The 13,267-nt window shown below is 52.8% G+C and carries 13 protein-coding genes; 11 read left to right on the plus strand and 2 right to left on the minus strand.

Annotation, left to right across the window (positions count from 1 at the left end; all coding sequences use genetic code 11):
- Positions 1 to 564: 564 nt before the first annotated feature.
- From BM123_RS11870 to BM123_RS11915, 11 genes are all read left to right on the plus strand, one after another.
- On the plus strand, positions 565 to 1,650 hold the full coding sequence (locus BM123_RS11870; RefSeq protein ID WP_139211859.1) for a hypothetical protein: 1,086 nt from the start codon (positions 565 to 567) through the stop codon (positions 1,648 to 1,650).
- Positions 1,619 to 1,825, plus strand: a complete 207-nt coding sequence (locus tag BM123_RS23920) for a hypothetical protein (RefSeq protein WP_139211860.1) — start codon at positions 1,619 to 1,621, stop codon at positions 1,823 to 1,825. The genes BM123_RS11870 and BM123_RS23920 overlap by 32 nt, the downstream gene beginning before the upstream one ends.
- Positions 1,822 to 2,115, plus strand: coding sequence for a helix-turn-helix domain-containing protein (locus tag BM123_RS11875; RefSeq protein ID WP_090168731.1), 294 nt, complete (start codon positions 1,822 to 1,824; stop codon positions 2,113 to 2,115). The genes BM123_RS23920 and BM123_RS11875 overlap by 4 nt, the downstream gene beginning before the upstream one ends.
- A 52-nt stretch (positions 2,116 to 2,167) precedes the next feature.
- Positions 2,168 to 3,178, plus strand: coding sequence for a virulence RhuM family protein (locus tag BM123_RS11880; RefSeq protein WP_090168734.1), 1,011 nt, complete (start codon positions 2,168 to 2,170; stop codon positions 3,176 to 3,178).
- A 23-nt stretch (positions 3,179 to 3,201) separates the two neighbouring features.
- Complete coding sequence (locus BM123_RS11885) at positions 3,202 to 3,678, plus strand: hypothetical protein (protein ID WP_090168737.1); 477 nt, start codon at positions 3,202 to 3,204, stop codon at positions 3,676 to 3,678.
- Positions 3,659 to 4,222, plus strand: a complete 564-nt coding sequence (locus tag BM123_RS11890; RefSeq protein WP_090168739.1) for a hypothetical protein — start codon at positions 3,659 to 3,661, stop codon at positions 4,220 to 4,222. Before BM123_RS11885 ends, BM123_RS11890 begins: the two co-directional genes overlap by 20 nt.
- A gap of 246 nt (positions 4,223 to 4,468) precedes the next feature.
- Positions 4,469 to 4,957, plus strand: coding sequence for a hypothetical protein (locus BM123_RS11895; protein WP_090168742.1), 489 nt, complete (start codon positions 4,469 to 4,471; stop codon positions 4,955 to 4,957).
- Between the two features lie 96 nt (positions 4,958 to 5,053).
- On the plus strand, positions 5,054 to 5,935 hold the full coding sequence (locus BM123_RS11900; RefSeq protein WP_090168746.1) for a hypothetical protein: 882 nt from the start codon (positions 5,054 to 5,056) through the stop codon (positions 5,933 to 5,935).
- A gap of 157 nt (positions 5,936 to 6,092) precedes the next feature.
- Positions 6,093 to 9,980: a DEAD/DEAH box helicase gene (locus BM123_RS11905; protein WP_090168750.1), complete on the plus strand. Its 3,888-nt coding sequence runs from the start codon at positions 6,093 to 6,095 to the stop codon at positions 9,978 to 9,980.
- 163 nt (positions 9,981 to 10,143) lie between these two features.
- A complete protein-coding gene (locus BM123_RS11910) occupies positions 10,144 to 10,830 on the plus strand; it encodes a hypothetical protein (protein ID WP_090168755.1) in 687 nt (228 codons plus the stop codon).
- Positions 10,831 to 11,142: 312 nt separating this feature from the next.
- Positions 11,143 to 12,108 (plus strand): endonuclease/exonuclease/phosphatase family protein, encoded by a 966-nt coding sequence (locus BM123_RS11915; protein WP_090168758.1) that lies wholly within the window; start codon positions 11,143 to 11,145, stop codon positions 12,106 to 12,108.
- A gap of 100 nt (positions 12,109 to 12,208) precedes the next feature.
- Here BM123_RS11915 and BM123_RS11920 read toward each other — a convergent pair whose 3' ends face one another.
- A complete protein-coding gene (locus BM123_RS11920; protein ID WP_090168761.1) occupies positions 12,209 to 12,502 on the minus strand; it encodes a hypothetical protein in 294 nt (97 codons plus the stop codon).
- 1 nt (position 12,503) lies between these two features.
- The gene (locus BM123_RS11925) at positions 12,504 to 13,127 is read right to left on the minus strand and encodes a hypothetical protein (protein ID WP_090168762.1); all 624 of its coding nucleotides are present in this window, start codon (positions 13,125 to 13,127) and stop codon (positions 12,504 to 12,506) included.
- Positions 13,128 to 13,267 lie beyond the last annotated feature (140 nt).

The following is a 13,267-nucleotide window of genomic DNA, read 5'->3' on the forward strand; positions in this document are numbered from 1 at the left end:
GTCATGCTATCCAATCCTCTCTTCATCGGTGCTCTTATCAGCAGCCAAAATTTACCGGTAGCCGCTATTTATCGACCGTGCCAAAAGTGCCAAAACACCCTGTCCTTTCCCGTACCACCCCTATCCCCTTTCTTTGGGCTACGGGTCCCCCATATAGGAGGTGAGCAGATCATTATTCTGATCACCAAGTCTCTTTTTGACCACTAAATCCTAACCCATGGATCCTACTCCACCTACTAACAAGGAACCCAAAGAGTTCCGATTTCGGGTATGGCCTTTCTATCTCTTGGAGACGAAAGGTTACACCAGTGAGGAAAACACCAGCTTACTCAATTCTACCACATCCTTTCGACGTCTTTGGCTGATTGTTGTTTGCTTGCTCATTCTGCTTGCCTATTCAACTCTTGGGGAGTTCATTCGAGGGCTCATTCCTAAGCTTTGATATTAGCGAAGCTGCTAGATATAGTAAAACTAAGTTTAAAGCAGATGTTGCGCATAATGATTAAAATAAAAATTTGTTTAAAAATAAACTAAAGGCTATATTTGCGCTTGTCAAGAACTCCTATGAGCATTGTGAATACATTGGCGGGTCAACAAAGTGCTGCTTTCAGAATGGCTGAAAGTATAGGACGCTTTAACCAAATCTCTAAAATTGGAGAAACCCCTGGTATCGTGATTACGGGAGTAACTAGCCAGGCAATCTCATCCCACTTCTGTGCTGCCGCGAGGTTGCAAGACAAAGTACATTCAGCTCTGGAACCAGGAATAGCAGTTGCAGCTCAATTACAGTTGCATCAAAGCAAACTTGCAGCCGCGCTAGCCCCCGTAGCTGGAGCCGCCGAAAGATTAAGAGAACTATCGGAGGCAATCAAGATCAATACTTCATTCCGCCGTCTTGGTGAGGCATCTGCTTTTACCCAGATCCGCTACTTTGAAGAATTTACCGGGGACCGCCTTCTGAAATTTGACGAAGACCACTTCATCCATAAAATTGCACTCAGCAATTCTTTTGAGCCCATCGGAGCAGGCCTGAAAATTGAAGCGGACTTTTTGCCTTTTCAACCCCTACCCGATGATGGCTACGTTCGGTATTTCGAGGAACCAAACAACGCCTACCGAGCTTTTGAAGATCAGCCCTCATTCCCTAACTATACAACGACTTGCCCGACTAAACACTTCATCGAACCCAATTTTCGCCCGAGACACGACTACCTCGCGATAATTACCGATAGAAACCTATCAATTGAAGAGCGAGGCCGAGCCTTCGCCCTTTCCGGCCTTCCCTTTCATTATTGGTCTAACTACTTCTGTGATGAAGAATTCGACACTTGGGTGGAGGATGAAGTCGAAACAGCCAAGCGGCACCGGGAACGTATCCTGTGCTTCGTAAACAAAATCAACCAGATCTATCGCCGCGCCAGCCGCATAGTTCTGCAAGCATACCGCCGACTAACCAAAACCTGGAAAAACGCCTCCGTTTTCTCCTGGCGCTACGCTCACCTAAATCGGATTCACACCCTAAAGGATGCCGAAATAAAGTTGTCCGACTTCTTTATTTCAACAACCCAGCGGCACTCCCGCGGATCATCCTTTTTTAGTTATGAATTCTGTAGAACACATGATTTCCCTCCTCCGGGGAATAGCCTCTAATCCTTCCCGCCACCACCTTACCACTGACGAGGTTCAGGCAATCCAAACCTGCATCGACAACCTGGAAGCTGACGAACGCCGTAAAAAATTAGGTGAGTCAGTAAACATCACCAAAACGATAGTCTCCGCAGTTAGAATGCTGCAAGAAATCTTACAAGAAATTCCCTGGCCATGAACATAGCAAAAACAATCCGTGACTTTCGCGAGAAAAGGAAAATGTCTCAGGCGGAACTAGCAACCGCTGCCGGGCTCTCCACCCCCTACATCAGCCAGGTAGAAACGGGCAAGAAGTCCCCTACCCTCACGTCCCTGGAGAAAATTAGCAAGGCACTAGGCGTCCCCTTTCCCATTCTTTCTTTCCTGTCTATGGACAATACCGACGTTGCGGAAGGAAAGCAAGAAGCTTTCAAACTCGTACGCCCAGCCGTACAAGCAATGATTGAAGAGTTCTTCGTGCCAGAATAATTTCTCCCCTTTAACCGCTGCACGCGCCATGCACCCAAAGCTACCCAACCCTATGCAAGAAGCCGAAATTATCCTTTACCCCACCCCCGAAGGTCAAGTCAAAGTAGAGCTTCGCTACGAAGACGACACCTTTTGGCTAACCCAGAAGAAGTTAGCCGAACTCTTCGGCGTTGAGGTCCAGACCATCAACTATCACCTTAAAGAGATTTTCAAGTCCGAAGAACTTCCCGAAAGTTCAACTATTCGAAAAATTCGAATAGTTCAACAAGAAGGTAGACGGGAGGTCTCTCGAGAGGTCGACTTCTACAACCTCGACGCCATCATCGCCGTAGGCTACCGCGTCAATAGCTATCAAGCCACTCAGTTCCGCATCTGGGCTACCGAAACTTTACGGGAGTACCTCATCAAAGGCTTCGTCATGGACGATGAGCGCATGAAGCAGGGCGGCCGCTTCGGAAAGGACTACTTCGACGAGCTACTCGAACGCATCCGCGAAATCCGCGCCTCCGAACGCCGGTTCTACCAAAAGATTACCGACATCTACAAAGATTGTAGCATCGATTACGATCCCTCAGCACCACTCACCCAGCTCTTCTACAAAACCGTCCAAAACAAATTACACTGGGCCATCACTGGCCACACCGCAGCCGAACTGATTGCTAAAAGAGTCGATGCTGAGAAGCCCAATATCGGGCTCACCAACTGGAAGAACGGTCCAGCCGGGAAAATCCAGAAGTCCGACGTCGGCACCGCCAAAAACTACCTCGCCAAGGAAGAACTCGACGGCCTCAACCGCATCGTCACCATGTACCTCGATTTCGCAGAGAACCAGGCCAAACGACTAAAGCCCATGAAAATGGCCGACTGGATCACCAAGCTCGATGCATTTCTCGCCTTCAACGAATATGACATTCTTCAGGATGCCGGAAAAGTTCGCATGACAGTCGCCAAAGAACTCGCCGCAAAACACTACGACAACTACCGTAAGATTCAGGACGAACGGTACCAGAGTGACTTTGATAAGATCCTGGATCAAACTGACACTACTACCCAGGAAGAATAATCTTTACACTCAACTCCCGCATAATGAATAAATTTAGCGAGTTGAAAAAATTCTTGGAGTTCATCTTCAAACTTGGCCCGGTTTTCATCGCAGTGGAAATTGTTGTGGTGGTGGTCATGAACCTCGCCACCAAGAACACTACAGAATTCCTCTCGGCCTGGACAGTACTGCTCTTACTTACTATTGGGATTTACATCACGCTCAAAGTCGGTAAATATTATTACGACAAGTTATTCCCTAAGTCGCTAGTCGAAGCAATTGAGAAGGACCTGGAGGCTGAGAGCCTCACCCAAGGCTCAGCTAGAAAGTCGATGATCAACAGAGCCATTGCCACTTCTATGATATCGCTCAATGACCAGACCTGTAAGCTGATTGATCGGAATACAAATTATGTCATGGATGGAGTGAGTGCCAATGGCAACAGGCTTTGCGATCAGGACGTACATGATGGTCTCAAGGACTTGCTTTCTCCCTTACGTCTTGGAAGCAACAGACGCTAGATTCACTATTGGTGTTTACCTCGAAGATATTTGTACTGAAGAAGACGAATCTGCCGTCTATCACAACAAAACCTACCTCTTAAAAGACGATCTGGAAGTAAGTGCTATTGCGACAAGTACCATAATGGGAGAAGAAAGCTTGCGCGGTGAGCAGTTAGAACTTCAAGCTATTCTGACCGCCGCTAATAACAATAACGATTTCACCATAAAGCCCATGAAGATCAACGGAATGGAATGCTCAGTTATCGCCTGCCCAATTCCCGTTGTATGTGATATAGAAGAGTCTGATGGAGTGCTTTTTATTCTACACCCAAAATCGAACAATACTCCTATTGACCTTGAAGAAGTATTGGAAATATTCAATAGAACCTTAGCAAATTGGAAATCTCAGTACAACGAGTGTGTCCAGAACCACCTCATGTATGACAAGGAAATACTCTCAGTCCCTCTAACCGATGGTAGTACAGTCAAGATTTTTCAAGGAGGAGGCTGGAAGCAATTTGCCCCACCACCAGCGGAGGCGAAAAAAGTCGAAGCCAAATAAGGAAAATAGCTAAAAATACCAGGAAATAGACGGAAGTAACAGGCAGTCGTCGGCACCCTAACCACCTGTCCTTTCTCCTAACCATCCACCCCCTTTCTTTGGGCTCCGGGTCCCCACATAGAAGATGAGCAGATTATTATATGAAATGCAATAAGCATTTACCATTTAAAGAAAATTTTAAATGAGTAATAAAATCCTCTTATCTTTAAATCTCCGACGCACACCGCAGACTAAAGCCATCCAGTCATGCGAACCCTCCTCACGTCGTACCCCCTGATCATCTTTCTCGCCGCCCTAGTCGCCCTCCTCTACCCGAGTTGCGAACTGGCCAACCCCATCCTCGAAGAACTCCCCCTCTCCGCCACCATCACCCTCGACTTCTCCGACCCCAACACCAGAGGCGTCAACACTGGCGGCTTCCGCTACTTATACGAAGGCGAATCTTACCTGGCCACCTACCTCGCCTGGGAAGCTTGGTCCTGCGCTACCGGCCCCGACTTCTTCGCCGCTTGGGACGACACCTCCCTTACCGTCTGGCTAGCTCACTGCCCCGCAACCCTGAACCTCGAATCCATTACTGCTCAAACTGGCGACAGCGCCCCCCTACCCCTCCAGTCCTGGAACTCAGTCGCCGGCGCCCACGAACCCACCTACCAGCTAACTCTGGATCCCGCCAATTACGTCGACATCGAAAACGGAGCCACCACCATCAACCTAAGCTTCACCTACAACTGATGAAGCACGGAAGAGGCTTATCCCCTTTCCTCCTTTAACCCCTTTTTCTTTACTCCCCCCGATCCCTACCCCGCAGACTAACCAAAATCCAACGTCATGCGCAACCTCCCTTTGCTCTTCATCTTCTTACTCTGCACCTGCGTCCCCGCCACCTGTTACGCCCAAAGCGTAATCCCGACGAGCGATAGCGGATCTCAGGACCACGCCCAGAGCCCCGATACCATAATCACGGTAACCACCGCCGCAGGCAGCCGCGCAGCGAACCTGCCCTATCCCGAAGCCAGAGCCGCCGATCCACGCACACGGGAGAGGCTTGCCCTTTCCCAAAACGAGCGAAGCGAGCATCCACGTTTATCACGTCTCCCCTCTCCTTCGGAGAGGGGCCGGGGGAGAGGTTTTGAAGACTGCATCCACAACCGCCACGCCCGTCTCCTCCAAGTCAACCTGGCCACCCTCCAAGAATCCAAAAAAGGAGCCTGGCTTAAATACCTCCCCTCAGTAAGTGCAGGACTATCCCCCGCCCTACGTCGCGACCAGGAAGGCAACTTCAGCTCCCGCCTCACCCCCACCCTCTCAATAGGCCTAAACTCCTCCCTGATCTACCAGGCCCACCGCGCGGGGCAGCAACACGCCGCCACCCGCGAAGCCATCATCAAACGCTCCCAATTCCAGGAAGACCTCGAAATCGCCAAGCTCCACCGCCTCCAGCGCCGCCTCCAGATTGAAACCGACAAGCTCAACCTCCATGTCGGCGTCACCGACATCGACCGACAGCTATTCAACCTATACCAGAAGCAGTATGACAACCACGACATCTCTCCGGAAGAATACCTCCTGAAGCGCAAGGCCTTCCTCCTCCAGGAACTCCGCAACCAGGACCAAATTACCCGAATCCAAGCCATTAAGTACGAAATCGAAGACCTCGCCGGATGCCTCACTTCACCTCAAATCCAAGCAATCTCCCCAACCCGCAAATAGCTAAAACCCTATCCTTCAGCAAAATAAATTTCATTTTTTGATTTTTTGTATATACATTAGGTATACATAAATAGATTTTTATACCCTCGCTTGTACTAAGGAGGCGGTAAAAATCATCCGATTTCGCTCCCGAAGGGAGACACCAATTTACCGATCCATGCCAATCGCCTTAAACCGCGGATACCAGGCCCAGATGCCTAGTGTCCCTACCCTTCCTATCCCTGATCCTGCCGTACGGGAGGGGCTTGCCCCCTCCCTCCCCCACTTCTACGGCCTAGACTATTTCCACAACCGCCTCAAAGCCCTCGGTCTCTCCAAAGACAATGCCATCGACTACGGCCTCGATGTCGACGCCCAGGGCAACATCCTCCAACTGGTCCGCCGCTTCGATGGCTCTTTCATTGAGTTCATCCCCCAACGGTTCCGAAAGAAGGTCGACCGCATACTGAGCCACCGCTCTACCTACCAGCCCCACCTTGAAATGTACCACCGGCTGCTAGCCGTCACCCGCTTTCACCCAGATTATCTTAAAGACCATCCAGAGCGCTCTAAATACGGCAACCAGTACGGGGAGAAGGTCCGCGCCCTGCCCGCCCCACGAGCCATCAACGCCTACAACAATCACACCGCCGGCGGACTCATCACTTTCATCGAAGGCTATTTCAAAGCCCTCGCCCTCGATATCGCCGGCATCGAATCCGTAGCCTTCACCGGCATCACCGTCTACCGCATCGATCCCGCCCTCCGCGAATACCTCCTCCGCCGCCTCCCCGATCGCATCTTCATCATGTACGATAATGATGCACTCGATGTTTCCAGCACCTCCCATCCCAGCCCTGGAGGGGCCTCTATCGTAGCGAGGGGTGGAGGCCAGGACCGCAGGTCCGGCCGTAACCCCTCGTCTTCGTTGCCATCGTCCCAATCCTTACAACTCTCATCGAGAAGAAACGAAGACTTCGCCAACTCCGCCCGCAAATTCGCCACCGCCCTATTCTCCCTCTTCTCTTCCGTCGATCACACCTGCGAAATCGTTTTCGTAATGGGCAAGCCTGATGCTACAACACCTATCCCTCGCGGCAGCTCTACAAGACTACCGAACTACAAGACTAACCCAAAAGGCATCGACGACCTGATCGAAGCCCACGGCTCCGGCCCCATCACCAAAGACCTCCTCGAATTCAACTTCACCCCCACTTTCCGCGAATCCAGATTCTTCGCCGGCTTCACCCTGGCCAAATCCACCTGCAACCGGAAACTCAACCGCCTCTTCCTCGGCAACAACTACCGCCACTGGATCGAACGCCTCCTGACCCCGAAGGGGTCGAACATCCTTAACCCCGGATGCAGCAGCCCGCGTAGCGGCAAGCGGAATCCGGGGACACCACAAACTAAACAAGACCTCCAAATTACAAGTGCTTTCACCTACCGCGGAGCCACTTACCAACCCATCTCCACCGGCAACCTCTACGACGAAACCATCACCTACCAACTCAACACCGACCCCTTCGCGGTAGAAGTCCCAACCGATCACCTGGTCATCAAACAGTACCTGACAGATCAGCGAAAATCATTACACCAGCTCATTCAGCTTTACGACCGACTCGCCATCCAGGCCCCCACCGGCTCCGGCAAAACCACCTTCCTCACCAAACTAGCCCGCCACCAAAAATCACGCATGGTCATCGCCATGCCCACCGTTAACCTCGCCGAACAAACCGCCCGCAGCTCCCAGGGATTCCTCCTGACCGGCAACCGCGATACCGCCAAAATCAGAGCAGCCAACGATAAGAACCTCATCATCTGCACCTACGACACCCTCCACCAGGTCCCCGACCTCTGGCGCAGGATCCTCGTCATCGATGAAGCACACAACCTGATCAATCAGTACGGACAAGTCTACAACGGATTCAACCCCTTCCGCGCCGAAACCCTCCGCAATTGCGTCCGCTGCTTCCCCGAAGCACAAAAGACCATCCTGCTCTCCGGCACCATGCCACCCCTACTCTGCCACGCCTTCAATTTCCACCTCGTAACCTTCCGCCGGCTAGAAAACCCCACCGTCCGCGTATTCGATATTGAAGCTGACGGCACCGATAATTCCGCGCTCTCCAAATGCCTCATTACCCGCCTGGCCGAAGCCTTCCCCTCCCGACCACGGAGTGGTCCAACATCTTTAACCCCGGGTGAAGCAAGTCGCCCAGCGGCGAGCGGGACCCGGGACCCACAAGCACAGCAAGTTCCCACATCCTCCCGACCACGGAGTGGTCAAACATCCTTAACCCCGGGTGAAGCAAGTCGCCCAGCGGCGAGCGGGACCCGGGACCCACAAGCACAGCAAGTTCCCACATCCTCCCGACCACGGAGTGGTCAAACATCCTTAACCCCGGGTGGAGCAAGTCGCGAAGCGACAAGCATAACCCGGGGAACACTACACGTAGTCTTCTGGAACAACACCGACCAAATCAACCGCCTCAAAAACACCCTGATAGAACTAAACTACCTCAAGGAACACGAGATCGCCATCATCTCCCGCACCCACTACAATGCGGGAAAATCCCCCGACCTCGACGACATCATCCGAGATCAAAAAATCAATCCCAGGATCAAACTCCTCCTCTGCACCTGCCTGATCAGCGAGGGAGTCAACATCAAGAACACCAACGTCGGTCGCATCTACACCGTAGGTCTGCGTTGTGAAGACACCTTCCGCCAGTTCATCGCCCGCTTCCGGAAACTGAAGACCGTCAACGTCTTCTCCATCCTTGAAGCCGAACGAGACCTCCGCCCTGAATTCTTCCAGTCCGCAAAAATGGAACTCCTGGAAAACCTCGAGCGCGCCGAGCTGCAGGCCAACCACCTTCGCCGCCGCAAAGAAGCCTACCAATCCGACTACGACGAAGCCGAAATCCCTTTCCTCGATCAAATCGAAGGAAGCAAGGAATACCATTATCAAAACCAACTCCTGAACCTCGTTTACCGGGATGGAGACTGGCACCCCGATCCCCTCCACGTTCTCGCCGCCATCCACGGCCGCAAGCTGGCCACCAGCAACAACTGCTATTTCTATACCCGCCTTCGCGCCAACAATTTCAGCATATTCCGGGTGAAGCGTACGCCTACCGACGAGCTCGTCGAAGAAACCATCAACGCCCGGCACGAGACGGCCAAAGCCATCAGGAAGGACTTTCGCAAAAAGCTCCTCGAAAATCTAACCTCATTTCCAGACGAACCCATCAACGCCCTATACCTCCTGTACCAGGAGAAAGACAACCGGCACGGATTAAACAGCCTCCGGACCCTAGTTCCCGATCTCCTCGACGACTGCGACGGCGCAACTGGTGCCCAGTATCTCGGACAACACCGCCGGCATCTCGACGACTACGCCAAACGCCGCATCCTCCGCTTCGCAAAACTGCACGCCCTCGGTGTCCAGGACAAAACACCATTTCTATCCCTATCCATCGCCGATTTCAACCACGAGTACCAGGCCGCCCTCTTCCATTTCGAGCAGCTCGTAGCCAACGACCCAGAACTCCGAAAACAGATGCTCCCGGCCCACAAAGAAGAAGTCCGCATCAAGCAAAAGATCGTCGCCTGTCTCACTCCGCTTTCCTCCCGACCACGAAGTGGTCCAACATCCTTAACCCCGGATGAAGCAAGCCGCGAAGCGGTGAGCGTAATCCGGGGATCAACGCTCACTGGCCAGGCCCTCCTCCAAAAACTAGCCACTTTACTCTCCATACCCCGCCCCCGGCATCTACCGCCACCAAGTCCTCTACGAGCGAAGCGAGCAAATAACAGCGGTAGCCCAAAACACCAACGAACCAACGGACTAAAAAACCAATTCGATATTCTCGGACTAACACCCGCCAAAGCCATCAACCTTGTCCGCCGCATCATGCACACCGACATCAATGGCCATGGCCGCTACCGTACCATCAACGTTGGCTCCCCCTTCTCTAAAGCCAGCCCCCCTACCCTGGCCATCGCCGCCTGCAATCTGCTTAAGGATCCCGTTAAAGCCCTCAAAATCATCGACGCCTGAAGCACGGTCATCGGATGCGTCTTTTGCCTGACGCAGTCGGCAGAAGCTCATCCGATGTCTCGGGCGGAAACGCAATTCTCTATTCACGTACAGCTATATAAGGACATCACATACCCGAATCTAAACCCCGGCATCCGCCGACTAATCCCTTAATCTTTTACTCATGTCCATTAACTTCCTACCCTCCACTTCCTACAGACCCCGAAAGGGTCACCGCCGCAGGCAGCAGCGAAGCTCAAAATCCTTAACCCCGGGTGAAGCAAGACGCACAGCGACAAGCGTAACCCGGGGACACGTAATCCGGGGACACATAACCCGGGGACTCACCCCCCTGCTACTTTTACTCCTCCTCTGCACCTGCGTCCGCGCCCAACTACTCGCCCAGCAAAACGCCCCCTCTGGGGGTCAGGGGACTGCCCAGGTCTACACCGGAAACGAAGCCCCCCTCTGCTTCGACACCCAACGCTATCAAAACCGCGCCGTAGAGTCCTACCCCATCCTCCAGTTCCTCGGCGCCCGTTGCGCCGAAACCACCAAACTCACCGCCACCCGGGGGCTCTACCGCTTCAAAGACGCCCACCCTCATTACCCCGAATACCAGCGCCTCCCACTCGACATCTACTTCCAGCCAAAAGGCGAACCCCTCGAAGAACTCTACCACATCAACACCGGCAGCGCCGCCTACCACATCACCCTACCAATGCGCTACGAAGGCACCTACTACGTCGTCATCCGCGACCAGACCAAGCCCTCCGTCCTCATCGTCAACTCCGTCACCCTTGAAGCCGAGTTCCGACGCTGCTGCGCCCTCACCGAATCTATCATCCCAGAATACCTCCACCGGAAATAGTATGAAAGGGGCTTGCCTCCTTCCTTCCAGCGCCTGTCATACCTCCGACACCTATCACGCCTGTTCCTCGCGGCAGCACTACAAGACTACCAAACTACAAGACTATTTAGCTCCGCCCAAGGGTGTTGGGAACCACGGAGCTTTTCAAAGGGCCGCCCCAATCCGATTGGGAGCGGCCCTTATTTCATCCCCCTACCCCCAAAATCCTTATCGTTCCCGTACGGGAGGAGCTTTCCCCCCTCCCCTTAGCTCGCCATCCCACTTAGCCTTGACCCCTGCCTGCTTATCTTGCGCCTCTTAAACAATAGCTCCATGCCCAGCATCTTAGACCCCCTACCCCAGGAACTACGCCCCCGCTTTCAAGCCCTATCCGACAATCTAGACATTCGCATACCCGCAAAAAAAATCGGACGCAACCTCCTCATCGCCACCTGGAATATCAGAGCCTTCGGTAACTTGTCCCGCGTCTGGACTTCTGGCCAGGACGACTCCCCCCGCCGCGACATATCCTCCCTCAAGTACATCACCGAAATTATCTCCCGATTCGATGTCATCGCCGTTCAGGAAGTAAAAGCAAACATCAGAGCATTCCGAGACATGATGAAGCTACTCGGGCCAAACTGGTCCTTTATCCTCACCGACGTTACCGCCGGATCCGCCGGTAACGGTGAACGCATGGCCTACGTATTCGATACCCGTCGTGTCAACTTGTCCGGGCTCGCTTCCGAAATCGTAGTCCCTCAAGAGTGGCTCGAAGAAATCGATCAGAACGCTCTTCGCGAACAGTTCGTTCGATCCCCCTACGCCGTCAGCTTCCGATCCGAATCAAAAACCTTCATCCTCGTAACCCTCCATGTCATCTACGGCAAAAAATCAAAAGACCGCATCGCTGAACTAAAGGGCATCGCCCGCTGGCTCAGCGAATGGGCCACCAACATCAACGCTTACGACCAAAACCTCATCTGTCTCGGTGACTTCAATATCGACGAGCGCGGCGACCTCCTCGATAAAACTTTCCTCGCCGAAGGACTCCACGTACCTCCCGCCCTCCAGGCCCCCGAAGCTACCCGCTCCATTTTTAATAAAGACAAATACTACGACCAAATAGCCTGGTTCGACGGCTCCGACGGAAAACCCAAGCTCTCCATGGACCTCCTCGCCGCAGGTAACTACGATTTCGTCCCCCTCCTCTGGAATCAGGAAACCCATTCCAAACTCCAACACTCATGGATGATTTCCGATCACTACCCCCTCTGGACAGAGTTCTCCATCCGCTAACTCTATCAGACTAAAAGAGGGGTCAAAACCCATCGGCCCTGACCCCTCATCTCTAACTTACTGATAACCTCCTTAAGGTACGAAAAACTACCGGCTAGGCCTAGTAATTCCGCAGCGGATAATCCGCTATTTCATCCCAAGGATCAGGCCAAACCAGCTCCCCGTTAATAGTATCCGGAACCACCGATTCAGCAGGTTTTTGGGGCGCGGCCGCAGGTGCAGGGGGAGATAAAGGAGCAAGGATCTCGGACACTGCAGATTCCGCCGCCGGCACTCCGTAAAACACTGCTCCATAATCCAAGCTAATGAAGGCGACAGACAGCGCAACGAACAGGCCAATGACCGACCACTGAAGGTGATTAACCACCAGCAAACCATATGTTTTCTTAGTCATCTTAGTTTATTGTAGGTTCTGACAAATTACGGTCCACTTCCCAAACCATCGCCCCTATCAACGGTAGCCTTTTTTCCGTGTCCAGCAGGTAAGCTTCTCCCTGAAGCACCAGTCCAGGTTCCCAATCCGCCGGAATGTGCACCGCAAATAGGGACCGGCCATCCGCCGCGATGAACCGCCCAATCTCCCCTCTAACCTCAATCAGTGTAAGCGCTACTTTCCCATTTCCCGCCGCCGGAAACAGCTCGCCAAATCCGTTCCAGAAAGCTTCCGCCTCTCCCCTATGGACACTTACACTGACAAACAGCATCTTAACTACCGGCTTTCCCTTAAATTTCAAAACCTTCCCCCTACCCATGTGCACTGACTCTACCGTAAAGTTATCACGCATCGTATCCCACGGGTCATCGTCGTCTGATTTACCGCTATACACTCTCCCCATCCCATATTTTTCACCGATCGTATCCCAGGGATCATCGTCGCTCTTTTGGCGAGTATCACCGTCGCCACCTATGTAATGGGTCAGACTGGCACCGCTCTCCGCTACAAATAAGTTGAAGTCGTCCTTGTCATGGACGCATCCGGCCAGCAGCACCGCAGTGGCCAGCAAGGTTAATAGTCTCATCTCGATGAGTTTTGGTTACTCAGCGGTGCAAATCGAGATGGTCGAGGAGTTGTACTCCGATAAAGCCCTGAGGACTTCTAGTAAATTTTAACAAAGGTGAAATCAGCTAACGAGCGTAGCGAGCATTCCCTCGCGGCAGC

It is taken from the genome of Neolewinella agarilytica (assembly GCF_900110645.1).
In the GTDB taxonomy this organism is placed as follows: domain Bacteria; phylum Bacteroidota; class Bacteroidia; order Chitinophagales; family Saprospiraceae; genus Neolewinella; species Neolewinella agarilytica.